The 25,236-nt window shown below is 31.7% G+C and carries 39 protein-coding genes and 1 pseudogene; 1 reads left to right on the top strand and 39 read right to left on the bottom strand.

Features of this window, described 5'->3' with window-relative positions; genetic code table 11:
• The 36 genes from U9R23_03070 to U9R23_02895 all read right to left on the bottom strand — a co-directional run.
• Positions 1 to 702: hypothetical protein (locus U9R23_03070; protein MEA3475415.1), on the bottom strand; the 702-nt coding region annotated here is incomplete at its 3' end.
• A complete protein-coding gene (locus U9R23_03065; protein MEA3475414.1) occupies positions 686 to 1,129 on the bottom strand; it encodes a four helix bundle protein in 444 nt (147 codons plus the stop codon). The genes U9R23_03070 and U9R23_03065, both read right to left, overlap by 17 nt.
• A gap of 470 nt (positions 1,130 to 1,599) precedes the next feature.
• On the bottom strand, positions 1,600 to 1,983 hold the full coding sequence (locus U9R23_03060) for a four helix bundle protein (protein ID MEA3475413.1): 384 nt from the start codon (positions 1,981 to 1,983) through the stop codon (positions 1,600 to 1,602).
• 58 nt (positions 1,984 to 2,041) lie between these two features.
• Positions 2,042 to 2,230: a hypothetical protein gene (locus tag U9R23_03055; protein MEA3475412.1), complete on the bottom strand. Its 189-nt coding sequence runs from the start codon at positions 2,228 to 2,230 to the stop codon at positions 2,042 to 2,044.
• Positions 2,223 to 2,603 carry a four helix bundle protein gene (locus U9R23_03050; GenBank protein ID MEA3475411.1) on the bottom strand — a complete coding sequence of 127 codons (381 nt, stop codon included), beginning with the start codon at positions 2,601 to 2,603 and terminating at the stop codon, positions 2,223 to 2,225. The genes U9R23_03055 and U9R23_03050 overlap by 8 nt, the downstream gene beginning before the upstream one ends.
• A 386-nt stretch (positions 2,604 to 2,989) precedes the next feature.
• On the bottom strand, positions 2,990 to 3,256 hold the full coding sequence (locus U9R23_03045; protein MEA3475410.1) for a type II toxin-antitoxin system mRNA interferase toxin, RelE/StbE family: 267 nt from the start codon (positions 3,254 to 3,256) through the stop codon (positions 2,990 to 2,992).
• Entirely contained in the window at positions 3,256 to 3,504 is a 249-nt protein-coding gene (locus U9R23_03040; GenBank protein ID MEA3475409.1) for a hypothetical protein, read from the bottom strand. Before U9R23_03040 ends, U9R23_03045 begins: the two co-directional genes overlap by 1 nt.
• Positions 3,505 to 3,514: 10 nt before the next feature.
• Complete coding sequence (locus U9R23_03035) at positions 3,515 to 3,646, bottom strand: four helix bundle protein (protein ID MEA3475408.1); 132 nt, start codon at positions 3,644 to 3,646, stop codon at positions 3,515 to 3,517.
• A 383-nt stretch (positions 3,647 to 4,029) separates the two neighbouring features.
• Entirely contained in the window at positions 4,030 to 4,473 is a 444-nt protein-coding gene (locus U9R23_03030; protein MEA3475407.1) for a type II toxin-antitoxin system VapC family toxin, read from the bottom strand.
• Complete coding sequence (locus tag U9R23_03025) at positions 4,470 to 4,685, bottom strand: hypothetical protein (protein MEA3475406.1); 216 nt, start codon at positions 4,683 to 4,685, stop codon at positions 4,470 to 4,472. The genes U9R23_03030 and U9R23_03025 overlap by 4 nt, the downstream gene beginning before the upstream one ends.
• 160 nt (positions 4,686 to 4,845) lie before the next feature.
• A complete protein-coding gene (locus U9R23_03020; protein MEA3475405.1) occupies positions 4,846 to 5,001 on the bottom strand; it encodes a hypothetical protein in 156 nt (51 codons plus the stop codon).
• A gap of 53 nt (positions 5,002 to 5,054) precedes the next feature.
• Positions 5,055 to 6,410 (bottom strand): helix-turn-helix domain-containing protein, encoded by a 1,356-nt coding sequence (locus U9R23_03015; protein MEA3475404.1) that lies wholly within the window; start codon positions 6,408 to 6,410, stop codon positions 5,055 to 5,057.
• A gap of 642 nt (positions 6,411 to 7,052) precedes the next feature.
• The gene (locus tag U9R23_03010) at positions 7,053 to 7,343 is read right to left on the bottom strand and encodes a hypothetical protein (GenBank protein ID MEA3475403.1); all 291 of its coding nucleotides are present in this window, start codon (positions 7,341 to 7,343) and stop codon (positions 7,053 to 7,055) included.
• Entirely contained in the window at positions 7,324 to 7,878 is a 555-nt protein-coding gene (locus U9R23_03005) for a hypothetical protein (GenBank protein ID MEA3475402.1), read from the bottom strand. The genes U9R23_03010 and U9R23_03005 overlap by 20 nt, the downstream gene beginning before the upstream one ends.
• A gap of 353 nt (positions 7,879 to 8,231) precedes the next feature.
• Complete coding sequence (locus tag U9R23_03000; protein MEA3475401.1) at positions 8,232 to 8,498, bottom strand: hypothetical protein; 267 nt, start codon at positions 8,496 to 8,498, stop codon at positions 8,232 to 8,234.
• 62 nt (positions 8,499 to 8,560) lie between these two features.
• Entirely contained in the window at positions 8,561 to 8,902 is a 342-nt protein-coding gene (locus U9R23_02995; GenBank protein ID MEA3475400.1) for a DUF5674 family protein, read from the bottom strand.
• Positions 8,902 to 9,474 (bottom strand): nucleotidyltransferase, encoded by a 573-nt coding sequence (locus U9R23_02990; protein MEA3475399.1) that lies wholly within the window; start codon positions 9,472 to 9,474, stop codon positions 8,902 to 8,904. The genes U9R23_02995 and U9R23_02990 overlap by 1 nt, the downstream gene beginning before the upstream one ends.
• On the bottom strand, positions 9,461 to 9,646 hold the full coding sequence (locus tag U9R23_02985) for a hypothetical protein (GenBank protein MEA3475398.1): 186 nt from the start codon (positions 9,644 to 9,646) through the stop codon (positions 9,461 to 9,463). Before U9R23_02985 ends, U9R23_02990 begins: the two co-directional genes overlap by 14 nt.
• A gap of 214 nt (positions 9,647 to 9,860) precedes the next feature.
• On the bottom strand, positions 9,861 to 10,922 hold the full coding sequence (locus U9R23_02980; protein ID MEA3475397.1) for an NAD-dependent epimerase: 1,062 nt from the start codon (positions 10,920 to 10,922) through the stop codon (positions 9,861 to 9,863).
• 488 nt (positions 10,923 to 11,410) lie between these two features.
• Positions 11,411 to 11,758, bottom strand: a complete 348-nt coding sequence (ssb, locus tag U9R23_02975; GenBank protein MEA3475396.1) for a single-stranded DNA-binding protein — start codon at positions 11,756 to 11,758, stop codon at positions 11,411 to 11,413.
• A gap of 30 nt (positions 11,759 to 11,788) precedes the next feature.
• Positions 11,789 to 12,280 (bottom strand): DUF6036 family nucleotidyltransferase, encoded by a 492-nt coding sequence (locus tag U9R23_02970; GenBank protein MEA3475395.1) that lies wholly within the window; start codon positions 12,278 to 12,280, stop codon positions 11,789 to 11,791.
• A complete protein-coding gene (locus U9R23_02965; protein MEA3475394.1) occupies positions 12,258 to 12,437 on the bottom strand; it encodes a hypothetical protein in 180 nt (59 codons plus the stop codon). The genes U9R23_02970 and U9R23_02965 overlap by 23 nt, the downstream gene beginning before the upstream one ends.
• Before the next feature lie 142 nt (positions 12,438 to 12,579).
• Complete coding sequence (ssb, locus tag U9R23_02960) at positions 12,580 to 12,933, bottom strand: single-stranded DNA-binding protein (protein MEA3475393.1); 354 nt, start codon at positions 12,931 to 12,933, stop codon at positions 12,580 to 12,582.
• A gap of 351 nt (positions 12,934 to 13,284) precedes the next feature.
• Complete coding sequence (gene ssb / locus U9R23_02955; GenBank protein ID MEA3475392.1) at positions 13,285 to 13,638, bottom strand: single-stranded DNA-binding protein; 354 nt, start codon at positions 13,636 to 13,638, stop codon at positions 13,285 to 13,287.
• Between the two features lie 68 nt (positions 13,639 to 13,706).
• Complete coding sequence (locus tag U9R23_02950; protein MEA3475391.1) at positions 13,707 to 14,882, bottom strand: DegT/DnrJ/EryC1/StrS family aminotransferase; 1,176 nt, start codon at positions 14,880 to 14,882, stop codon at positions 13,707 to 13,709.
• A gap of 31 nt (positions 14,883 to 14,913) precedes the next feature.
• The gene (locus tag U9R23_02945) at positions 14,914 to 15,309 is read right to left on the bottom strand and encodes a type II toxin-antitoxin system VapC family toxin (GenBank protein MEA3475390.1); all 396 of its coding nucleotides are present in this window, start codon (positions 15,307 to 15,309) and stop codon (positions 14,914 to 14,916) included.
• Positions 15,288 to 15,536, bottom strand: a complete 249-nt coding sequence (locus tag U9R23_02940; protein MEA3475389.1) for a hypothetical protein — start codon at positions 15,534 to 15,536, stop codon at positions 15,288 to 15,290. The genes U9R23_02945 and U9R23_02940 overlap by 22 nt, the downstream gene beginning before the upstream one ends.
• A 27-nt stretch (positions 15,537 to 15,563) precedes the next feature.
• Positions 15,564 to 16,013 carry a DUF86 domain-containing protein gene (locus U9R23_02935; protein ID MEA3475388.1) on the bottom strand — a complete coding sequence of 150 codons (450 nt, stop codon included), beginning with the start codon at positions 16,011 to 16,013 and terminating at the stop codon, positions 15,564 to 15,566.
• A 43-nt stretch (positions 16,014 to 16,056) separates the two neighbouring features.
• On the bottom strand, positions 16,057 to 16,209 hold the full coding sequence (locus U9R23_02930) for a hypothetical protein (GenBank protein ID MEA3475387.1): 153 nt from the start codon (positions 16,207 to 16,209) through the stop codon (positions 16,057 to 16,059).
• 8 nt (positions 16,210 to 16,217) lie between these two features.
• Entirely contained in the window at positions 16,218 to 17,237 is a 1,020-nt protein-coding gene (locus U9R23_02925; GenBank protein MEA3475386.1) for a Gfo/Idh/MocA family oxidoreductase, read from the bottom strand.
• A gap of 101 nt (positions 17,238 to 17,338) precedes the next feature.
• Positions 17,339 to 17,878: a UpxY family transcription antiterminator gene (locus tag U9R23_02920; protein MEA3475385.1), complete on the bottom strand. Its 540-nt coding sequence runs from the start codon at positions 17,876 to 17,878 to the stop codon at positions 17,339 to 17,341.
• A 27-nt stretch (positions 17,879 to 17,905) separates the two neighbouring features.
• Positions 17,906 to 19,066, bottom strand: coding sequence for a methionine adenosyltransferase (metK, locus tag U9R23_02915; protein ID MEA3475384.1), 1,161 nt, complete (start codon positions 19,064 to 19,066; stop codon positions 17,906 to 17,908).
• On the bottom strand, positions 19,063 to 19,617 hold the full coding sequence (locus tag U9R23_02910; GenBank protein MEA3475383.1) for a DUF6036 family nucleotidyltransferase: 555 nt from the start codon (positions 19,615 to 19,617) through the stop codon (positions 19,063 to 19,065). Before U9R23_02910 ends, metK begins: the two co-directional genes overlap by 4 nt.
• Positions 19,602 to 19,832, bottom strand: a complete 231-nt coding sequence (locus tag U9R23_02905) for a hypothetical protein (GenBank protein MEA3475382.1) — start codon at positions 19,830 to 19,832, stop codon at positions 19,602 to 19,604. Before U9R23_02905 ends, U9R23_02910 begins: the two co-directional genes overlap by 16 nt.
• A 36-nt stretch (positions 19,833 to 19,868) precedes the next feature.
• Complete coding sequence (ahcY, locus tag U9R23_02900; GenBank protein MEA3475381.1) at positions 19,869 to 21,128, bottom strand: adenosylhomocysteinase; 1,260 nt, start codon at positions 21,126 to 21,128, stop codon at positions 19,869 to 19,871.
• A gap of 109 nt (positions 21,129 to 21,237) precedes the next feature.
• A complete protein-coding gene (locus U9R23_02895) occupies positions 21,238 to 21,549 on the bottom strand; it encodes a hypothetical protein (protein ID MEA3475380.1) in 312 nt (103 codons plus the stop codon).
• Positions 21,550 to 22,023: 474 nt separating this feature from the next.
• Here U9R23_02895 and U9R23_02890 point away from each other — a divergent pair, with 474 nt between their 5' ends.
• The gene (locus tag U9R23_02890) at positions 22,024 to 22,224 is read left to right on the top strand and encodes a hypothetical protein (protein MEA3475379.1); all 201 of its coding nucleotides are present in this window, start codon (positions 22,024 to 22,026) and stop codon (positions 22,222 to 22,224) included.
• A gap of 333 nt (positions 22,225 to 22,557) precedes the next feature.
• On the opposite strand, the gene U9R23_02885 is transcribed toward U9R23_02890, so the two are convergent.
• The 3 genes and pseudogenes from U9R23_02885 to U9R23_02875 form a co-directional block, all read right to left on the bottom strand.
• Positions 22,558 to 22,800, bottom strand: a complete 243-nt coding sequence (locus U9R23_02885; protein ID MEA3475378.1) for a hypothetical protein — start codon at positions 22,798 to 22,800, stop codon at positions 22,558 to 22,560.
• Positions 22,801 to 22,916: 116 nt separating this feature from the next.
• Positions 22,917 to 24,074, bottom strand: a pseudogene (gene alr / locus U9R23_02880) (alanine racemase).
• Between the two features lie 8 nt (positions 24,075 to 24,082).
• A complete protein-coding gene (locus U9R23_02875; protein ID MEA3475377.1) occupies positions 24,083 to 25,234 on the bottom strand; it encodes an amidohydrolase in 1,152 nt (383 codons plus the stop codon).
• Positions 25,235 to 25,236: the final 2 nt, after the last annotated feature.

The following is a 25,236-nucleotide window of genomic DNA, read 5'->3' as shown; positions in this document are numbered from 1 at the left end:
CTTTTCTATTCTAATTACTGCGCCGTGCTCAATGGTCAAAACGCCAGAAACATAAATGTCATTTTCTATGATGTAATGGTGGGAGGATTCGAATATGGTTGTTTCGGTAATATCCTCGTGTATGTGTGTCGCTGGATATAATATTATATCAGCAGTGTTCCTTGTGGAATCATTCGAATCCAATGTAAAATTTAAAGTTAAAAATGTAAAATTATCAGAATTGCTTTTCTTTTCATTATTTTTCATTTTACATCTTACATTTTTCATTTTACATTGCTCTGAAAGAGCATTTTCTCCTTCGTTTATTAAAATTTCATAGATGTATTTAAATCCAAATCCTTCTTTCATAGCCATAAAATTATATCTGCCAGTTGGAATATCTTTTATTTTGAAATTTCCGTTTGCATCGGTTTGGGTAGATTTTAGTAAATTTGCAAAGCGGTGGTCGAATTCAGTCATCTGATTAATTATTACGCCAATGTGGGGCCATTTGGTGTTTGCCTCCACAATATCCGGGTCAAGTTCAGCTAAGTCATAGAGGGCGATTGTTATTCCGCTGTGATCGCTTTCATTCTCTAATTGAATATTACCACTTAGAGATCCAGTTTGTGGGCTGGTGGTGCAACTGAGGAGCGTAATAATAATCAGAATGTAAAATGTAAAATGTAAAATGTAAAATTTTTTATTATTTGCTATTTTCATTTTCTTTAGATGTTTTAACAATTTTAACTAAAATTCTAATTATTTCTTCGATTTGATTAATTAAAAAACTATGCTGTTTAAGGTAATCAGTTTTCCAAAGAATTATTAACCAATAGCGAGTTTCGTAAGCTTCTTTTAGAGAAATGTTCATCTTATTAATAAAATCTTTCTTAGATGAGCCTATAACAGCTTCATTAGCGTTAGCGCCAATACTTGTTGCAGATCTTAAAAGTTGGTCAGCCAAGCTATACTCTTTAAATTTATATCTCAGAATTTTACAGTAATTAATGACTTCAATAGAAAAGTCTAAGGATTTTTTCAAAATGAGATTATTTTCAATATATTCAAAATTTTTATCAGCTGTCATAATTTTAAATTTTACATTTTTAATTTTAAATTTAGATCCTTCTGCTGTGATCGGTTTCACCCTGTAATTGCACATTTCCAGATAGAGTACCAGTCTGGGGGCTAGTGGTGCAGCTAATAATTAATAGAAAGAAAAAAGAAAAAAGAAAAAAGAAAAAATGGGTATTACTTTGTGATTTTATCATTATTCCATTCGTTAAAATTTAATTTCACTGTTATTACATTAAAAAAATAATTAATTGAAAGCAAAAAGAAAAAAGTAAAAAGCCCGTCCTCCGTAGCATCCATTCTCCATACCAAGACTGCGAAGAATGAATAGGTTTACTCCGAAGGATGAACTGCGAAGGATGAAGTGCTACTGCGGAGGGTGGATAAAATGGACATTTATTTTTTAATCTAAACATTTTTTTAAATTAACCTTTAATTTTTCTCTAAATTTTTCTCTAAATTTTTCTTTTTACTTTATCACTTTTTATTTTTTCCCCGGTGAAATAAAAAGAAGGTATTTCACGGGACAAGCTTTATCGCTTTTTACTTTCTGCTCTCAAGGTTTTTCTTTGCTGTAATAAGGCTTTTACCAATTAAACTCATTGATTCGTGAAGTAAGCCTAAAGATTTTTCTACTTCCCTATCCGTTAAATATTCACTGAAAACCAACAATGACAACCAATATCGTGTTTCCGATGCTTCCTTCATTGCTATTGAAAGTTTTGAGATAAAGTCCTTTTTCGATTGACCTGCTACAGCCTCGTTGCAATTCGCACCTACTGATGTACCTGCTTTCAGCAGTTGTTTGGACATCACGTATTCATGTTTTTCTTTTGTTAAATATTTATATAATCTTACAATTTCAAGAGACAAAAGAAAAGTTTTATATAGTAAGGGATTTTCTTTTATATGTTTATCGAGTTTCATTTTTTACATCATTTTTTTTATTTAATTATTTTTCTTTTTACTTTATCACTTTTTACTTTTACTTGTGTTCAAGTTCTGATAGTTCGTAGAGGGCTACTGTTATGTTGGAGTGGTCTTCTTGGACAGAGAGGTGGATAGTTCCACTTAAGTTGCCAGTTTGGGTGCTGGTTGAACATGAAACAAGTGTAATAATTAACAGAATGTAAAATGTAAAATGTAAAATGTAAAATATTTTGTTTTTAAACATTTTCACTTTCCTTAGAAGTTTTTACGATTTTTACTAACATTCGGATTATTTCATCAAGTTTATCTAGATAATATTCAGGTTTTTGAATATAATCAACTTCCGCTAATAATAATAACCAGTAGCGTGTTTCATAAGCTTCCTTTAAGGAAATATTCATTTTGTTAATAAAATCTCTTTTTGATGAACCGATAACTGCTTCGTTGGCGTTAGCGCCAATTGAAGTACCAGATTTTAGTAGTTGATCAGCAAGACTATACTCTTTATATTTTATACGTATATCCTTGCATAATTTTATAATATCTACACCAAAATTAAAAGATTTCTTCAGAATTGGATTTTTATTTATATATTCTAAATGTTTTTTATAATCCATAATTATTTCCTCCATTTTAAATTTATAATTTTAAATTTTAAATTTATTTATCGTTGTTTGGACATTATATACTCATGCCTTTCTTTAGTTAAAAATTTATATATTTTAGTTATTTCCAGGGCAAGCAAAAAAGATTTATACAAAAGAGGATTATTTTTGATATGATCATCAAGTTCTAATTTTTCCATCATTTTTTATCTTTCTGCCCCAGTTAAATACAAGAAGAAATTTAACGGGGTAAACTTTCTGCTTTTTGCTTTTTGCTTTTTGCTTTGCTCTTTAATCTTCTTGTTCACCGTAGTCATAACAAAGGTGGATGGTCTTTGGTCTTTAATCTTTTGGGGGCGGGGTGTTGCTGCCTTTGTAACTTAACAAAGTGGCACATACTATGTTTTATAAATATTGTCATGGTGGTCAAAATCAAGTAGTGTTACTATCTTTTCATCTTTGTTAACTTCATATATCAACACAAAAGATCTGCCTATGTGAACCCTTCGCTTGTTTTGTAAAGGCTTTCTTAATGGCTTGAAACGGTAAGGATTATTAAGTATCTCTTGTACTTTTCTATCAATTAGCACAAGCATTTCTCTGTCTTGTTTCTTGAGCTTCTTAAATTTCCCATCAAGGTTTTTCTTAATTGCAAGTTTATACACTATTTTAATCCATATCTTTTGCTGAAGTTTTTGACCATAACTGCTTCTTCAAGGTCAATATCTCTCATCCGTATGATCAACTCATCACGTAACTCAGGTTCTTCCATAAGACCTCTCTTTATTAGAGTAACTTCACGCTGTAAATCAACTACCATTTTATAAATCTTTTCAATGGTAATGTCTTGTCGAACAGGCATCTTTTTATCCTCCTTTTCGTTAAATTGAACATAAGTAGAATATATAATCATTGATGTAAAATTATTTCACCGGGCAAGTAGATGTTGCTGATTTTAAAAGTTGCTTAGACATAACATATTCTTTTTTATTATAAATCAATTCCTTATAGATTTCAATTATTTTCAAAGAGAAATCAAAAGTTTTTGTTAAAATAATATTTGCTTTTTTTACCCTGTTAAATAATCCGTCACCGACGGATTGCTTCTCTGAAGCATTTAACGGGGTGAATAATTAATTCTCTCCTAATTATTCATTATTCATTATTCATTGCTTTTTCTTCAGTCTCGGCGAAGTCCAATAAATTTAACATTATTTAATGGGGCTGGTAATAATTAACATCAAAAAATTGTAGCGTTTCCATTTGACTCACAATAATAGCAGCATTTTTTATTTTCCCACATTTGATTTGAAGTCAAATAAGTCGTCTGTTTCTTTAATGAATGCTTTATAAATTTCTTAAATCTCTTTAAGTGAAAAAATCCTTTTAAATATCCAATCTAAATACAGGAATAAAATTTAAGTATGGCTCATCGCTTTTAGCTTTTCAAAGGATTAATAATATTATATCCAATTTCTCTTGCTATAGAGCAAAGCTTTTCATCTGTGGACACGAAAGACCAATCAGGATTTGAAATTAAAGTGAATGTTGCCAATTGAAGAGAATCTAATGTTCTCAAGCCTTGTATCTCACCATATCTTCTTATTAAAAATTCAGCTTCATTAACAACTGTATGGCTTAAAGGCTCAATATAAAAATTATTAAGTTGCTCATCAAATCCAGTTATAGCCTGTTCTAACTTTTTTTCTTTTATTTCATTATTTCTAAATCTTCTATATAATGCACTAAGAAACTCAATTTTAACCAGTTCTGATACATATATTTTATTATTTTTATTCTCTAATAAGCGAGAAACGACATCTGTACCATTTTCTACATGAAAAAACTTAACAAGAGCAGATGTATCAAAATATAAATTCATACTCTATCCTCTCTATCCAATATTATATCATCTGATAGTGAACCCTTGAGATCCTTCAACAATTCCCTAACTCTCTTATAAGCAGAAGAAACATCAACAGATCTGAACAATTTTTTTCTATTTTTTATGGAAAGTATTATTTCATATATGAACATCAAATTATCTGCATCCAAATTCTTAATCTCTTGAATAGTTTTTTCTTTTATTTTCATTTTATTACCTCCAAAAATAAAACGGTTAATTTGTTTAGGGGGAGTGATAAAACAATCTTTACATATTAAATGTTTCAAATCATAAGTAACACAGTATGGTAAGTATCACTTTTATTTAAAATTGCAATCCAAGCAAAAGTATCAATAAATACAAGTTTATTCACTTTTTTTGGACTCCATATAAATAGTAATCGTAATTTTCAGCAAGATCAGAAATTCCAGTCTCAATAGCGATATCATCAATATCTAACAACGGCTCAATTTCTTTCTTTTTCACTCTATTAATTAATATTCCAATTTTTAAATAATGAATCATTTCAAATAATTTGGGATAATTTTGGGATAAATTTGGGATATTCATATTATCTGTTATCTGATAGTATAGTACGCACCCCTCTTTTCACCTTTTTTATTCAATAACCTCTTTCTAACCAGTATATTTAAATCAAGCCTTGCTGTTTCATTGGATATTTCTGGAAACATTTCTCTATATTTTTTGTTTGTAATTTTTCCGATTTTTTTAATATACTCCATAGCTACAATTTGCCTCTTATTTAAATCCAAACCCTCTAAATATTCCTTAGTAATTTTCCCTCTAAATGTAACCACGAGATTCCCGGAAATTTCTTCAAATAAAGGTTCAGGCAAACCAGAACTTAGACATTTTTTAATCATTCTATTGGTTCCCGTTCCCCATTGTTCAATATATTTAATTAAAAAGAAACATTTCCCAATTAGTGGGTTTCTTAAGACCGAATCATGTTTTTTCCTTAAATCCTCCACTGTTAATGGTTCTGGTAGAGGACCACAACCCCAAACTTCGATTCTATCATCAAAAATTCTAATCTGGGCATTACTGGAAATTTTATAATTACGGTGACAGATTGCGTTAGTAATCGCCTCTCTTATAGCTTCAATAGGATATTCCCATCTCTCTATCCTTTCTGTTCCTTTAATTTCTGCGTGAAGTTGAATATGTTCCTTAACAAATTCTAAGGCATCTTCTCTTTGATCAATTATATTTCCTCCAAAGACCTTCATATCGATAAATTCTAAAGGTTCAGTCCCTTTAAAACGAGCACATCTTGTCTCTGCCTGTAAAAAGAATTTCTGAGGATTCTTGCCGAACAATAAAATTGCAGCATTAGCTAATTTATCTTTTTTTACAAGGCTTAATTTTTTTAAAGCCTCTTTTGGTGTTATATTCGGATTTATCTCTAATCTCCTTTCAAAATTCGCTCTTTCTATAAATCTTTTTACTTTAATATTATCGATATCGCCTAAGCTGGCTTCTTTGCATATTTGAGAATCAAAATATAATTTCTCTTTATGCTTTTCTAAAATCAGGCTTTCGTATTCGTCTTTTGACATTCTTACGGTAGATTTACCAACTCTCTTATAAGGTCTGCCAAAAGCCACCACTAAATGGTCAAAAGATTCTTTTATCTCAATGATAACTATGGATTTTCCATCTATTAATTTCGTGGTTATATGAGGGTAAATTTTGGGGTCTGTATTCTCATTGATTTTATTAGTTAAGTCCTCTAAAGTACTTTTACCAGTAATAACCCCACTTATTCCCCCACAATCATTTATACCAACCAAAATTACTCCACCATTTGTATTACTAAATGCACTGATAGTATTAATAATTTCTTTCCATTCTCCCAGAGATTCTTTAAACTCAACGGTTTCCGATTCACCCTGTGAAATATTATATCGCATATTTGCTTCTCATTTCATTCTTTTGAGTCAACTTATTTTAGGACGCCTCAGACGGATTATTTGTCTGCTTTTTCTTCTTGACCTCATACTTCGTTCTCCATCCAGAGAACTTCGTAAGACAAGTACGAAGCATTTGCGGAGCAGGTTTACCTTTAATCTTTACTCCTTTACCTTTACTCTTTCTGCTTTTGCCTTAATCTTTAATCTTCTTGTTCACCGTAGTCATAACGAAGGTGGATGGTCTTTAGTCTTTAATCTTGTCTTTAACTATTTGGACATTATATATTCTTTCTTCTCTTTTGTAAGATATTTTTATAATTTTATTATCTCAAGTGCCAAAAGAAAAGTTTTGTATAATAAAGGATTATCTTTAATATTTTTATCAATTTTCATTTTATTTTTTTACTTTATCCCTTTTTACTTTATCCCATTCTACATTATTCATTATTCATTATTCATTATTCATTATTCATTGCTTTTTAGTTGCCAGTCTCGGTGTAGCGTAGACGGATTGCTTTTTACTTTTCTTGACCCGCCTGCCCAATTTATCCTGTGAAACCATCTTTTTTGTTTCACTGGGATGAAATCTTTTTTTTGTTATTTCATCGGGGTGAAATCTTATGCTTCTTTTATTTCACCCTGTTAAATATCCCGATATATCGGGATCCCGAAGGGATTTAACAGGGTGAACTGGGTTGTTTTAATATTATCAACAATTTTATTCATTTCATTTGTTGAAAATTCATTTTTATAATATCTAATCAATAATTTCACATGTTTTTCATCTTCATTGATATTATCAGGAAAGGAAGCCAAAACCATTTTTCTGGCAGTTTCACATAAACTTATTCCCATAAGGAATCGTTCTTCCCCTGATTTTTTCATCAACATTTTATGATATATTTTATTAATCTTATCTGAAGTATCTTTCACCGACAAACTCCTTTGCAAAATTATATAATTCAATCTTTTTTAACCACTCTATTAAGTAATTTTTATCATAATTATCATTAAGCAGGTTTATAATATCTCTTTTTTGTATTTCTGATTTAGATTCTCTGGACCAAAATATCTTAGAAATTATCAAATCTTCCTTTGAAACAATATATATTGAATGACCTTGAATTATTACTTTTTTTCTTCTTTTAAACTCATTTTCTCTATATTCCGAATTTTTCCTAATAATCAAATCAGCTTTAATAACAGATTGTTTATGAATAATATTAAACATTGAATTATATTTTATTGCTTCGCTGAAAGCTTTTTCTGAAATATAATAATCATCCTTAAATTTTTGGATTAGACCAATTTTCATTTTTGGTTGCAACACAATGATAAAATCAATATCCCTTGTCATTCGTGGTTCAGCATAATAGTTCATAGCTAATGAGCCAGTAAGCATATAAGGAATATTTATTTCATTAAATCTATTAATTATATCAAACAATATATCAAATTCATTTTTCATTCTTAATTTTTTTTCTTTAATCTTTTACGAAACAGTCCCAGCGGACGGGGGGATCCGTGCTACTTTCCGTTTACCTTCTTGTCCTCCGTAACTATAGTGAAGGTGGATAATTTTTGGTCTTTTACGGAACAGTCCCCGCGGACGCGGGGATCCGTGCTACTTATCTTTAATCTTTAATCTTCACAATCGAGACGCCTGTCTGCCTTTGGCATGGATTGTGTTACTTTGGTCTTTAGTCTTTACTCTTTTTATTTTTTCTTTGATTTTTTAGTTTTAATTTTATAATCATTCCCTATCATTAATATTTGTTGAGTAGGAGTAAATTTACTCCACTTTTCACGCTTTGCGATTCACTACCCTCTCAATAAATTATACGAAACAACATTCATACTTAAGAGTAAGTTGTATAAAGTATAATTCGGATAACTTTGCGTATTTTTACTATAATTTATTGCCAAAATTTCCCGGAATCTCAGCAACTCCCTTATAAAACTTTTATCTTTAGAACCATCAACAGTGAAATCAATAAGCTCAAAGGCACGCTCATAGCAATTTGAAACCTTCTCAAAATCCTTCTTTTCTATCCAGTTCTTTGCTCTATTAATCTCATTTGCAATCATAAGAATCTGCTTATCAGGGCTGAAGGATCTCCATTTTTCTAAAGTGAGGTGAGTATGAAGCATTATCTTTTCAGTAACCTCGCACAAATTTCACGAATTTTATGTCGGGTTTGAGGATCTTCAACTTCCATACTTCGATTATCTTGAGATGGTTTGATATTGATAAGTGCAGTATATTCAATATAATCATCTTCGTTTTTATCAGAATAGATATTGATGCCCCAGATATCATATTGCCGGGAGCCATTTTCTAACAGCAGAGCTTCCAAATCAGCATGAAGTTCAGCATCTGCTGCAACTATTTCCCGCCCGACATCAACCACTATCTTCATCATATCCTCGAATTTGACTTTGCGGTTACCCCAAAGTTCATTGAGAGAAGTGGGCTCGGTTATTATTTTCACTATAATATGGTTAATTGATTTTTTATATGATTCCATTCCTTTTGTAAGGAATATTCCTCTATCAAATTCTCAAATATCTCATTATCTATCTCTTTAGAAGATTTCTTCAACATTCCAATAATATCCAAAACATGTTTTTCCATATTTGATTCTCTATAATACATAAGTTTTTTTATAATTACATACTCAATAGGGGCGACTTTCAAATAGCCGTTTTTAAATTCAATTCTTTTGAAATTCCTCAAAGCCCACAAATTTAATTTATCTCTGCCGCAAAAATATACATCTGCCTTAAATCCTGTTGCATTATGAATTAAATTAATGTGACCATGTTCTGTTCGTGAAAATTCGATGGTCACAACTTCGACAGGAGGTTTATAAAAATCTTTTGAACTATAGGCATTGAGAAAATCTGCCACTTGATTCTCTGAAATATTTAATAATAAATCTATATCGTGAGTAACTCTGATTTCTCCATATATTAATGATGCAATAGAGCCTGTGATTACATAATGTAAGTCATTTTCATTGAGGGGTTTTATGAAAAGTGTAATAATGTCAGGAAGTTGCATATTTGAAAATCTTTATTACTTCTTTTTCTATTTCTTCGTCAGACAATTCGGGATGTTTATGTTTCAGCGCAGCAAATTTCAATTCGCGAGCCGCATTATATAAGCTCATAAATGCAATGAGTTTTTGTTCTGGGGTATATTTTCTTTCTATAGTTCCTTTTTCTTTGTTCATTGTTCATTATTCATTGCTTTTTCTTCAGTCTCGGCGTAGTCCCGAATCTTTTATCGGGACGAAGACGGATTGCTTTGGTCTTTAATCTTTGCTCTTCCCATCCTCCCCGCCTTCCATAGTTCATCCTTCGCAGTAGCACTGCTATGGAGAACGGATATTACGGTGGACAGGCGCAGTCCCGACTTTTTTCGGGACGGAGGATGGATAATCTTTTTTACTTATCGTAAAAATCCAGATACCAATCAATGAAATTTGAAATCCCTTTTTTAAATGAAGTATTTGGGTGATAATTTACTTCCTTTACTAAATTACTAACATCTGCATGCGTCTTTGGAATATCACCAGATTGTAAAGGCATCATATTCTTCTTAGCTTTTTTATTCAGTTTTTTTTCAATCTCCTCAATAAAGTCCATTAATTTTACTGGTGCATTATTCCCAATATTGTATATCTTGAATGGTGCTTTTGATGTTCCTGGATTTGGTTTTTCCCCACTCCAATTTTGGTCCGGCTTCGGAATACTTGTGATGACTCGTTTAACACCTTCAACTACATCATCAATATAAGTAAAATCCCTTTCCATTTTGCCATAATTATAAACATTAATCGGTTTGTCTTCCAAAATCCTCTTTGTAAATAGAAAATATGCCATATCAGGCCTTCCCCAGGGACCATACACTGTAAAAAATCTCAAACCTGTAGTTGGCAGATTATACAGATGACTATAACAATGTGCTAATAATTCATTGCTCTTCTTACTTGCTGCGTATAAACTAATAGGATGGTCAACATTATCAGTCGTTGATAGCGGCATCTTTTCATTCAAACCATATACAGATGAACTGCTTGCATAAACGAGATGTCTGATTTTATAAATTTTACAACATTCTAAAATATTATAGAATCCGATAATATTACTTTCCAAGTATGCATCAGGATTTTGAATGCTATATCTGACACCTGCTTGAGCTGCTAAATTAACAACATATTCAAAATTGTATTTTTCAAATACTTTCAACAATTTCGGCTTCTCTTTCAAATCTAATCTGATAAAATCAAAATTATTATATTTCTCACTATTTACGATTTCATTATAGTGAATATTCGGGGTTTTAATACCTAATTCTTCTAATCTGCCATATTTTAAGCCGACATCGTAATAATCACTAATATTGTCCAGACCAACAACATAAAAGTTATCGTTTACTAATTTCTTACATAGATGAAATCCAATAAAACCTGCAGCTCCGGTTATTAATATTTTTGAATTTTTCATCTGAAAATCCTTTCTAACCACAAAGGCACAAAGTACACCTTATTCATTATAATCATAACTGGTGCTAACAATCACAAATGTCAAAACAAGCTGTCATTACCGCGAACGCGGGAATCCAGTTCTTTACCAAAATTTTACTTTGTAACGCAAACAAATTCAATTTTCATTCTCCTTTGCGTCCCCGAGACATCGGGGACATGTATGTTTCATCTGAAAACGCCTTCATTTTATTTTGATTTGGGATAAACCCGAATCTACCCGCCAGCTCCGAAACGCAGTCCTCCCGACAAATCCGGATGGAAGGCGGGGAGAACGGGTATATCGGGACTATTTCACTGGGGTTAAATCTTTTCCTATTTAATGGGATGCCCCAATTTGTTTTCGGGACTCCTCAAATTTCATACTTGTTTGAAAGAGTTAGCTATAAAATTTTATGACTACCTATATTCACTCCGATAAATCGGAATGCTACTTCTCTGGAATTATGCCTATGGCATGACCAGAATATGAACTCTTTTCGCTCTTATCAGTAATTTAGAATGAGACTTTCCTTCTTTATCATCCCACTTATTAAGTTTTAGATTCCCTTCCACAATAACTGGCGTGCCTTTTTTGCCATATTCACCGAGTTTTTCTGCTTGTAAACCCCATACTTCAGCATCAACAAAAGTAGTCTCTTTTTGCCATTTCCCATCTTTATCTTGATACGGACGGTTATTTGCTACTGTAATTGTTGTCACTTTCGTCTTTTTCTCACCAACTTCTCGTATTTCTGGGTCTCTTACAATGTTTCCGGCTAAAGTTACATTGTTAATGTTTGGTGTTCTTATTGCCATTTTGTTTCTCCTCTCTTTTTTCCCGTTATATTATTTCAATTTAATCTGCTTTAAATATTTTAAGTCATCAAGATCTTTTTCTCTTTTGAGCGTTTCTTTATTTTTTATCAAATTTTCAGCATCAATAAAATACACTTCTAGTATTTCGTTCCCAGTATTAATTTTAACGATTTCTCGTTTTTGCCATGCTCCTTTGAAATTTACTGCTTCGATTTTGCTAATCAAATCTATACGATTTGGAACCGCACCAAACTGAAAGATAACATTCTTTTCCATCAACTCATTTTTATCGTGAAGTCCAGGTATATCATTATTCCAGAATTCAAGGAGCGTAATGTAGAGTTTATCAACATTTTTCTCAGTCTGATTGTATAGAAAATCAATATCACCTGTAAGTCTAACATGTCCATAATAAATCACAGCCTGACCACCAACAATTAAGTATTCTACTTTATTTTTGTATAACAATGCCATCAGTTCAAGAACATCGGGGGAATAATTATTTTTTCTTATTTCTTTCATGATATTCTCGAACATCCAGCAAATTTGTTCCGTACACCCTTTTGCTTAATTCTTTTGCAGATTCCAATCTCTGCTGTGGGGTCATGTTTATCTGTTGCTGGATATCCCACTTTTCAGCTTCTTTAAAACTATGGGACTTATGCACAATGCGTTTCATATAAAATTTTTTATTCTCTAATTAGATTTTCAATAATTTGGTTTATTTTATTTCTAATTTCTGATTTTTCCTTTCTTGTCATGGCGTAGCTTTGCAAAGCCTGATTGATTTTTGCTTTTTACTTTATCACTTTGTTACTTTATCATTTCTCCGAATAATTTAGAATATGAACTCTATTCGCTCTTATCAGTAATTTAGAATGAGACTTTCCTTCTTTATCATCCCACTTATTAAGTTTTAGATTCCCTTCCACAATAACTGGCGTGCCTTTTTTGCCATATTCACCGAGTTTTTCTGCTTGTAAACCCCATACTTCAGCATCAACAAAAGTAGTCTCTTTTTGCCATTTCCCATCTTTATCTTGATACGGACGGTTATTTGCTACTGTAATTGTAGTAACTTTCGTCTTTTTCTCACCAACTTCTCGTATTTCTGGGTCTCTTACAATGTTTCCGGCTAAAGTTACATTGTTAATGTTTGGTGTTCTGATAGCCATTGTGTTATCCTCTCTTTTTTGCATTAAATGGGTTCTGCAAAATAGATATTTTTAGGATTAGCCCCCTGATTTATCAGGGGGAACCTAAAAAAAAGAAATACTTAACCGATTCATCGGTTTCCCATAAACTCTTTCTGTAAGCGGGTAAACTGTTGAAACAGTTAAAATATTCTTTTATTTCTTTACCCCACAATAAATTGTGGGGCTAATCCTAATTTATATTTTATCATATTTTGCCATATCTCATTTTTGCATTAATCTTTCCAGAACTTTAATCTTTAATCTTTCAAGCACTTTAATCTTTTTCCAAAATTTTATAACTATCTAGATTCACTCCGATAAATCGGAGCACTATTTCTCTGGATAATTTAGAATATGAATTCTATTGGCTCTTATCCGTAATTTAGAATACGATTTTCCTTCTTTATCTTCCCACTTATTAAGTTTTAGATTTCCTTCCACAATAACTGGCGTGCCTTTTTTGCCGTATTCACCGAGTTTTTCTGCTTGTAAACCCCATACTTCAGCATCAACAAAAGTAGTCTCCTTTTGCCATTTCCCATCTTTATCTTGATACGGACGGTTATTTGCTACTGTAATTGTAGTAACTTTCGTCTTTTTCTCACCAACTTCTCGTATTTCTGGGTCTCTTACAATGTTTCCGGCTAAAGTTACATTGTTAATGTTTGGTGTTTTTATTGCCATTTTGTTTCTCCTCTCTTTTTTGCTTTAATCTTTTCAGCACTTTAATCTTTAATTTCTACCCTATTTCCTTATACCTTTATATCCCCTATACCTCTTTTTACCTCTTCAATTATATAATCCTTTTGTTCATCTGTCAATTCGGGATAAATTGGTATTGAAATTACTTCATTTGATGCTTTTTCTGCTTCTGGTAAATCTCCTTCTTCATACCCAAGATATGCAAAACATTCTTGAAGGTGAAGCGGAACAGGATAGTAAATCGCATTTCCAATATTGGAATCTTTTAAATGGTGTTGAAGTCTATTTCTATTTTTACCTCTAATCGTATATTGATTATAAATCATCCTATTATAATTTTCTACATACGGGGTTTCAACAGTATTGTTCAATCTTTTATTATAGTAAAGAGCATTTTTCTGACGACCTTTATGCCATTTTTCTAATAATGGGAATTTAACTAATAAAACCGCTGCTTGAATAGTATCAAGTCTAAAATTACCACCAATAATTTTATGATAATATTTTGGTTTACTCCCATGAGCTCGGAGTACTCTTATTTTTTCTGCTAATTCTTCGTTATTTGTTGTAACCATTCCACCGTCACCGCAACAGCCGAGATTTTTGCTCGGGAAAAATGAGAAGCAGCCTACATCACCTATTGAACCAGCTCTTTTACCCTCGCCCTGTGGAATACTATTTTTATTATAATTGCTTTTATTCTGCGTAATATTTATTCCACAGGGTAAATATTCTGAACCGATAGCCTGTGCAGCATCTTCAATTACATAAAGATTATGTTTTTTTGCAATCCCATTTATTTTGTCCATCTCAGCTATCTGCCCAAAAAGATGAACAGGAATGATGGCTTTTGTTTTGTCAGTAATTTTTTCTTCAATCAGATTAGGATTTATATTATATGTTTTGGGGTCAATATCTACAAAAACAGGCTTTGCACCCATACGATAAATGCAACCTGCTGTTGCGAAAAAAGTAAATGGTGTCGTAATGACCTCATCTCCCTGTCCAATTTCCATTGCCATTAAGGAAATCAAAATTGCATCTGTTCCAGAAGAAACGCCTATTGCATATTTGCACTGACAATATCCTGCAATTTTCTCTTCCAATTCTGTAATTTGAGGTCCGTTTATAAATCTTTTGGATTCAAAAACCTCTTTTATTGCATTTAACACATCATCTTTAATTGGCTCATATTGGGCGTTAAGGTCTAACATTGGTATTTTCATATCTATTCCTTTCTATTCCTTTCTTGCAGTATCAAAAACTTTTTAGAATTTCCAGATTTGGAATCCTTTCAAAGTCTTTAGTATTTAAAGTAACTACTGATAAACTATTGCCAATAGCGGTTGCGGCAATAAAAATATCTCTGAATTCAATTATTTTATTTTGAGATTTTAATTCATTGTAAACTTGAGATGCGATTTTTGCAATCGTTAAGTCAAATGGTAAAATTCTAAATCCTTCAAATAACTGATTGATTAAATTAACATTTTCTATATTTACACCAACAAAAATTTCAAAGACGGTGATAGAAGAAATAAAAAGTTCATCATAAGATTTATAGAGTTCATACAAAATAGTCTTTGCCTTATTTTTCTTTCTTACATATTCAATTACTATGGAAGTATCTATCAAAATTTTTCTATTGGCCATTGATTAAACTCCCTTTGCATTGCTTCTATTCTCTGTATCTCTTCTGGGCTCAAAGTAGGTCCACTTAATAGAAATTTCAAAAATTTATCTCTGGCACTCAATTTTTCTTTATCTATTTCATTAAGAGGTATTATAATTACTTCAACTTCTTTGTTCCCAAAATCTTCAGGTAGTCTTACCAATACCTGGTGATTTTTTACTTCTTTAACCTGTCTTATTGCTTTCATTTTTCCTCGTTTTTTCTGAATACTTTACTAAGCACAATGAACTTTATATTTTTTATTATAATATTGAATTACACATTCAATAAATTTCTTAAAATTTCCTAAATTTGTTTGAATAATATTATACATTTCTTCTTTATTAATATTCCAATAAATATGCTCTAAACGATTATAAAGTTCTATCATTCTTATTAGTTCAAAAGAAAAATGCTCATCAATTACTCCAATTTTTGATAATACTATAAAAATATCAGCATTAGTCCTTGATGTTGGAATTTTTTTGTTAAACTGTTCAAGCAAAATAATGGAGTTACCTATATTCATACAGCTTTCAATTGCCAATTTTAAATATCTCTCGCTACTTGCTTGTAAAAAGTCAATTACTAAAAACTCACTTTTGGGGCGCTTTCTAATATTTTTTAATCCATTGAAACATCTAACTAATCTTTGCAAGTGATCATTTATTTTATAATCCAACATATCCTAATTTCTCAAGAAAAGTTTTATCAAACTGGTCACGAAATTATTTAAAATCTAAATCACTAAGAGGTTTTAAGTTACCAGTTTCAGCACTATTAGATACATAAAAAGCTACTATGTTTTTATCATTCTTTAAAAGTTTTACCAACTCTGGAAATTTTTCTAATACATTCTTGGGAAGTTTATTGAATTTCATTTTGAATTTTAAATTTTTTCCGGTTGCCCATTATTTTCTAAAGACTTTTGAGCAGCAACCAAAACTTTAAGCACATCCAGTCCATTCTGCCCATCAGTCAAAGGTTTTTCATGATTCATGATACAATCTATAAAATGGCTGTCCTCTCTTTTTAATGGTTCACCAAGATTGATTTTCGGAATAGTTATATCACCATCGTGAAGAATAAGAGATTCAGCAAAGGAATCATAAGTTACATGAGATGCATCCACACCTTTGTCGTAGATTCTGATTTTCTCCCGTATTTCCATATCATCAAAAGTGACCATTTTTTTGCTTCCTACAATAGTAAATTTTCTGATTTTATGTGGGTCAAGCCAGCTAACCTGTCCTGTTGCTATGACTCCATTTTCAAAATAGATAGTGAAAAATACGACATCGTAAATCTGCTCTTTTTTCTGCAAAAAACTTTGTCCCGTTGCAGAAACTCTAACAGGTTTTTCATTTATAAGAAAAAGCATAATAGAAATATCATGCGGTGCAAAACTCCAGAGTGCATTTTCTGTTGAACGAACCTTGCCGAGATTTACTCTTTGAGAATAAATATAAAGCACATCACCAATTTTTTTGTCATCAACTAAATTTTTTAAATAATCAATAGCAGAATGATATAAAAGAAGATGACCGACCATCAAAATTAGTTTATTTTGATTTGCTAAATCAACCAACTCTTCAGCTCCATTAATGTTCAAAGTGATAGGTTTTTCAACAAAGCAGTGCTTTCCCGCAATAAGTGCATTCTTTGCAATTTCATAGTGGGTTTCTGCGTTGGTTGCTACAACCACAGCGTCTATGTCAGGACTGATAATAATCTTTTTATAGTCATTTTCCGTATTAACATCTGGAAATTGCTTTTTTACTCTTTGGAGATTTTCTGGAATTAGATCACATACACAAACAAGTTCACAATTTTTTAATGAATAAAAAGTTCTTACATGGTTAAAACCCCATGAGCCAGAGCCGATGACAGCAATCTTTGGTAAATTCATAATATCCTTTCAAGTAGGCGCACTTCGTCCCCGTCAGTTGCAATTTTTATTTTTCGCAACTGATTAGTATTATGCAAATTACATAATTTATTAAATAAAATTTAGACTAAATAGATATCCCGAGTATCAATTTCAACAGCTACAGCTTGTTTGATTAATTCAAGGTTGATAACAAATTTGTATTTCCCCTTATAATGTGATATTTTTCCCTCAAAATCTTTAAAAGGACCTCTTATAATTTTAACTCTTTTTCCTTTTTTTAGAAAAGAATGTGGAAGTAAATTAGCACTTTGTTCTTTTATATTATATATTTGTTGTAATTCGCTGATAAATTTTTTCTGATTGAATGCTTCTATGAATTTACATATATGACCTGTATAGTATAAATCTTTTTTAGATTTAGAATCACATCTACAAAAGATATAGCTTGAAAATAATGGTTTTTTAAAAATAACAACTCTGTTTTTATAATGTCTAATACTGTCCTGCAAAGGCAAATAATATGATATTTTATAATCTTTGCAACTTTTTGCCACTTTCTTTTCGTGCCGTGATTTGGTATAAATTGCATACCATTTTGTTCCATCATTTGGAATATCCAAATCACCATAAATTTCAGCAACTTCAGAATTATTATTCATGTTGCTTAGCCCTTTTTAGTAAGTAAATCAGACTAAATATTTATTTATTTCTTTTACCTTGTCAACTTTTTCCCATGTAAAAGTCTCTTCTGTTCTACCAAAATGGCCGTAAGCTGCTGTTTTTTTGTAAATTGGTCTTTTTAGATTTAAATATTCAATAATTTCAGCAGGTTTAAGCGGAAAGACTTTTCTGACGATTCTTGCTAATTCTTCATCAGGTATCTTTCCAGTCCCAAATGTATCTATAGTTACACTTACTGGTTCTGGCACGCCAATGGCATAAGCTAATTGCAGTTCGCATTCTGTCGCAAGATTGGCAGCAACTATATTTTTCGCAATATATCTTGCCATGTAAGAACCGCTTCTATCAACCTTAGACGGGTCTTTGCCTGAGAAACATCCTCCGCCATGACTCCCTTTACCTCCATAAGTGTCTACAATTATCTTCCTGCCTGTCAAGCCAGTATCACCCATCGGACCACCTATTACAAATCTACCAGTTGGATTAATATGAATCTTAATATCTTCATTCCACAAATCTGACGATATTACATGTTTAATAACTTGTTCTGATATATCGTTTCTCAGTTGTCCAATTTCTATATCAGGTGAGTGATGAGCAGATATTACAATATCAACAATCCTTTGTGGAATACCATCTTCGTATTCAATAGACACTTGAGATTTACCATCTGGCTTTAAGTATATTAGTATTCCATCTTTCCTGACTTCAGCTAATCTTCTCACTAATTTATGAGCTAACATTATTGGTATAGGCATAAGCTCTGAAGTTTCATTGCAAGCATATCCAAACATCATACCCTGGTCGCCTGCACCCTGTTCGTGAGTATCTGTTTTATTAACACCTAATGCTATATCAGGAGACTGCCTATTGATTGTAGATAATACAGCAGTTGTCCGATAATCAAATCCTAACTCTGGTTTAGTATAACCAATCTCTTTAACAGTTTCTCTTACAATTTTGGGAATATCAACATAACATTTTGTTGTTATTTCTCCACCGACTAACACCAATCCTGTTGTAACAAATGTCTCACAGGCAACTCTGCCTTCGGAGTCACATCGTAAAACTTCATCCAAAATTGCATCAGAAATCTGGTCAGCAATTTTATCTGGATGTCCTTCTGTGACCGATTCAGAAGTAAATATGTGTTTACTCTGATTCATCTTCCTTCCTTTCTGAACTCATTGAACTTTTTCATTATTGTATTAGTCTCTAAAAGAAGTGAGAGCTCCTCCACTTCTGTTTCTAAATATTTCCAATCAATTTTTTCCATATTGCTTTTCACTAAAAATTTAACATCATCAATATCCTTTATCCTATCTGAAACAAGTTTCATTATTATCAAATTTTCCAGAGTTATTATTCTTGTGTCAATATCAAATATCTTTATCTTTTTTGCCTTCTTTATAGCGGCATCTTCAAAGGATATCAAAGAAAAGACTAAATCAATTGTAACATTAGTTTGTTTATCCTTTATAGGTAAAACTTTTGTTTGCTGGATAAATTCAAGAGGATTCTTGGGTAAAATTGTATATTGCCTTTCTAATTGGCTTATGAGTAAAGATTGTCTGTTATTCTCACAACTAATCAGAATGTCTATGTCTTGTGTTGCTCGTGGATTACCATAAAAAGAATTAGCAAGTCCTCCAATTACAGCATACTCTACCCTATTTTCACTTAAATGGCTGATGATCTTTCTTAATGTTTTTTGCATGATGTAAATTTCTTTTGTAAATTTTGGTAATATTCCATCTTATCCCAATGAATCTTGCCTTTTTCTTCAGGATGTAATCTGTAGAAAGTCAACATCAAGGCAAAATATTCGTTTACCCTTTCTTCAGGAGACATCTTGCTAATACGGGTTAATGTATATGCTGTCTTCCAGTTGTTAAAATTTTTCCACTTTTTGGCAATATCAGCATACTTCATATCAAGTTATTTGTAATTTGAATTATATCATTTTATTTATGTTCCAATTGACCAGGAGGCTAAATACTTCTTCTGCTCTTTTGTCAGCTCATCTATCTTTATATTCATAGATTCAAGTTTAAGTTCAGCAATATGGTCATCAATATCTTTAGGAACAGGCATTACTTTAATTGGTAATTTCTCACCATTTTTGAATTTTTTAACAAAATATTCAGCAACTAAAGATTGATTAGCAAAACTCATATCCATAACAGCAGCAGGATGTCCGTTTGCAGCAGCCAGATTTATCAGTCTTCCTTCTGCTAAAACATAGATACTCTTGCCATCAATTTTATATTCATCAACAAATTCTCTGACTTTTTTCTTGCTCTCACAAATTTTATTTAATTCTTTTAAATTTATTTCCACATCAAAATGTCCGGAGTTGCATATAATCGCTCCATCTTTCATTTTCTTTATATGATGAATATCAATAACATTTATATCTCCTGTAAGAGTAACGAACAGGTCGCCAAGGGGGACTGCATTAATCATTTTCATCACACGAAAACCATCTAATACAGCTTCAATTGCCTTCAGATGGTCAACTTCTGTGATAATGACATTTGCACCCATACCTTTAGCTCGCATTGCAAAGCCTCTTCCACACCAGCCATAACCAGCAATTACAACAGTAGAACCGGCAATAAGCATATCAGTAGCTCTTATAATACCATCAATTGTACTTTGTCCAGTGCCATAACGGTTATCAAAAAAATGTTTTGTTTTTGCATCATTTACTGCAATGATTGGATATTTCAAAGCACCATCATTATGCATACTATGAAGTCTAATTATACCTGTAGTGGTTTCCTCACTACCACCAATTGCATCTTTGCATTTTTCAGGATATTTTGAATGAATTGTTGAAACCAAATCACAGCCATCATCTTGTGTAATCTGCGGATTAAATTCCAATACGCTGTCAATGTGCTCATAATAAGTTTTATTGTCCTCACCAGTGATTGCATAAACATCAATATCAAAATATTTAACAAGTGCAGCAGCAACATCATCTTGAGTTGAAAGTGGATTAGAAGCACAAAGTCTGACTTTAGCTCCGCCTGCTTTTAAAGTCCGCATCAAATTAGCAGTCTCAGTAGTTACATGTAAGCAGCTTCCAATTCTAATATTTTCCAGGGTCTTTTCTTTTTCAAATCTTGTTCGTATTTTTCGTATTACGGGCATATTTTTTTCAGCCCATTGGATTCTTTCTAATCCTTTTTTGGCTAGGCTTAAATCTCTTATATCATACATAGATTTTTATCCTTCCTTATTTATTTGTTTTATTAATCTTCAAAATTTATAGAAAAATAGCTAAACTGATATTTCAGCCAGCTATTTTTACAGCAATAAAAGGAATTGCTTATCTTCCCTGGATTATTGATTTCTTGCCTTTTTTTTGCACAACAATTCGTATTCTATGACCACGACGCTCTATGCGCTGCTCTTCTTCACCTTTCTTTGAGGGATTATCCCCTTTCTTTTTCATGGGACCAAATACATCATCTGTCTCATTAGAATCACATTCTAATATTGTAGATTCAGGAGTTAATATTCTAAGAACCGGTAAATCAAGCCTGAATGACAAATCAGGTATGGATTCAACTTCATTAGAAAAGTATAATGTTGGCAAAAACAAAAAACCAAGTATTATAATAATTATTTTTTTTCTCATTTTTCACTTTTCCATTGAAAAGTACACTGAAATTGTCTCTTTAAATTTTAATGTCAAGCAAAAATTAATTCTTTTTAATTTACACTTCTTTTTAAATAAATTATTTTGATTAAATATAATACAAGTTTTCTCTCATTTATTTATTTTGGTAACTTGCATTATATAATTGAGTTGTTAACGAATAAGATAGGATGTTAGACTGGAATATGCAGTATAATTATTAGTTAGACAGAAATTCTTTTATTATGAACAAAAACTTCAGTAAATAAGGTATGTGATGTTAAAATATCCGCCAGTTGGCGGACCAAATATTTTGAAAGTAAGTTTTTGATAAAACGACCTTATCTTAAAAAGGAATAGTATATTCGGGTTTTAGAGAAACCAATTAAAGTAGAAAGACAGGAAGGTAATAGATATCCTTTTTGGGTATAATCCCTGAGTTGGGTGACAAATTTCTTCGTGTGATGACTTTAGATGATAAAAAAACAATTCATAATACCTTCCCGGATAGGAGATTTAGAATTAGACAATATTCCTTTTCCCGATAACATAGAAGTAAAAATTTTTATTACTCCTAAAATAAAACTATCAGAAATGTCTTTCAATAAAATTAGAGAGTTAAGAAAATCTATTAAAGGTAATATTTCAAAAGAATTTGATTATTTCGATTTCTAATTTACCAAAAATTGAGTTTCGTTTAACTTTTTTAAAAAAAGTAAGGGCTTTAGAAATAGATCTTTCCCATTGGAAATAACTTTCACTTTATTTTGATTGGGGATATCCATTCTCCGTAGCAGTGCTACTGCGAAGGATGAAAAGCCATCCACAATTATCCCCGAGTAAATCGGGGAAGGGATACCTGTCAGTTGGTGGGTAGAAACAGGTTTATCCTCTTTCGGATTTAAAAGATTTAGGTGGAGAGTTTAGCATCTAAAATGGCAACTTCATTTTACCATTGTCAATGATGCCTGCTTTTAAAATATGAAAACTAAACTGTTTATAAAAAGTCTATAATTCAGTATTGAATAAAATCTGCCTACACTTAACACATTCATCCTTCAAATCTAAACTCAAATCTAAAATAGGACGGATTATCATTGGTTTTCCAATTTCTTTACCCTGATATTGATATTCTAGATGAACCATTAGGTTTACCAAAAAAGCATCAGCAATTCCATCACTTATAACACTAAGATAGCCAATAAGTTTTGAACCATCACAAACAGAATATAGACAGTAAGCTTTTAGCATCTATTTTATCCCCAATTATTCCAATATCAGAAACAAAAGGTTCTGATAAAGTTCCGTCATAGATGGTTCCGTTTTTAATAATGATGTCGAACATAAAAGAGATATATTATTTATAATTAGTTATTAGTTACATATCTAGGAATTTCCATAGGCAATCTGGAGAGCAGTTCATAATTCACAAAATTTGATAATTCTGAAAAAGATGCTACGCTGATTTTATTTTTCCCTTGTCTACCAATTAACACCACTTCATCACCTTTTTGTGCTTCTGGAGTTGAGCTTACATTTGCAATGAACATATTCATATTAACCATACCAATAACAGGTGTTTTTTTACCTCCGATCAATACAAAACCAACATTACTCAGGCTACGTCGATATCCGTGGAAATAACCGATAGGTATAGTGGCAATTTTTGTTGTTTTTGTGGTTAGAAATGAGTTTCCATAGCTAATAAATTTTCCTGGTTTTATAATTTTTATGCTCATTATTTTACTTTTCCATTGAAGAATCTGATGTAATGGGTCACGGGTAAACTTTGTATCATCATCAAGTAGATTATACATTTTTGTTTCCATACTTGGCCAGAAACCATATTGAGCAATTCCGATACGAACCATATCCATCCGTGAGTGAGGATAAATTAGAGCAGCAGACGAACTAGCAGTATGACGATATTTTGGAACAATTCCTTTTTCTGCTAACAAACGAGTAAGTTTATTGAATTGTTTAAATTGTTCTTGAACTCTAACATAATTTGCAATTGTTTCTGCTCCTGCATAATGAGTGCAAATACCTTCGATAAAAAGATATTCTCTATTCTTCAGGATTAAATGAACAGCTTTTTCCAGCTCCTCGTTTTCAAATCCTGTTCGGTTTAGTCCTGTTTCTAATTCAATATGAATTTTCGCTTTTTTATTTATTTTTTTTGCAGTTTTTATTGCTTGCTCCAAACGATCTAACTCAAAAACATAGAAAGAAATATCATTTTTAATTGCCTAGTTCAAATCAGAATTGTCTATCATTCCCATAATCATCAATGCTGTATTGGGATTTTTTACTTTATAAGCTATTTCAGCTTCATAAGCATCAAAAACGGCAAAATAATCTATACCGCATGATTCTGCCATTGGAATAAATTCTTTTATCCCGTGTCCATAAGCATTTACTTTTATTACCGATGCAAACTTCACGGAATTTCCAAATCTTTTTTTTAGATATTTTATATTTTGCTTGAGAGCTTTCTGATCTAATTCTATGTAAGAAGAATGCATTATCTTTTTCATTTTCTCCTTTGAACCTCATTTATTATTTCAAAAAAGATGTTAATCCCATCTTCAATAATATCATCGGGAAAATCATAGTTTGAATTATGCAGTTGCGGAATATCTTTCCCTGAACCTAAACCGAAAAAAGCTCCTTTGAATTTTTGTGTAAAATAGGAAAAATCCTCAGTCCAGGCGAAAGGATGTTTTTCATATATGATCTTTTTCCCGAGGTTTTTCGCAGCAGCTTCGATAATATCTACAGATTCATCATTATTAACAATTGCCGGGAAATATTCAACCCATTCTATTTCATAATCCAAATTAGCTGTTATTGCTTTTTCTTTTACAAGTGAAATTGCTTTTTGAGTCATAATTTTCATATCTTCATCTTTGTGAGAACGGAATGTAGCCATAACTTGAGCATATCCAGGCGAAGTACCGAAAGCCCTTTCTCCTAATTTCGCGTGAATTATTGTTATCAGAGCAGAATTGTTTAAAGAAGTAAACTTCTGTGGAATTGCTATCAAGCCTTTAATGATAGCAATCATTGCAAGAACTGGATTATTGCCGCTTGCGGGCTGTCCAGCATGAGCAGATTCACCTTTTAATCTTACTATCATTCCTTTAGAAGATGATGCAAAAATACCTTTGCGAAGAATTATTGAACCTTTTTCAAATCCGGGAAGATTATGAAACGCAAAAATAAAATCTGGTTTGAGTAATCTGAATTTTGGGTCTTTTAGAACAAGTTTTGCACCTTCTGCTATTTCCTCTGCTGGTTGGAATAAGAGGATAATTTTCCCTCTTAGATTGCTGATTTCCAGTTTTATTTTCTCTGCAAGTCCGACAAGGATTGTCAGGTGTCCATCGTGACCGCATTTGTGCGAAACTCCGGTATTCCCGCTTTTATAAGAAAAATTATTTGATTCAATGATAGGCAAAGCATCGAGTTCCGCACGGAACATTATTGTTTTTCCGGGTTTCTTTGAATCAAAAATTGCAGCAGTTCCAAATCCACCAATTTTAGTGATGATTTCGTCCGGAGAGAGTTTTTTCAATATCTCAATAATATATTCGGATGTATTTTTTTCTTTTCCTGAAAGCTCTGGATTTTTATGTAATTTCTGTCGGAAATCTATGAGTTTAATTTTCTCCCCTTTATTCATGA

Source organism: Candidatus Cloacimonadota bacterium, assembly GCA_034722995.1.
Classification (GTDB): Bacteria; Cloacimonadota; Cloacimonadia; order JGIOTU-2; family JGIOTU-2; genus JAGMCF01.
Note: the sequence above shows the minus strand (reverse complement) of the source record. Positions and strands in the feature narration are given on the sequence as shown.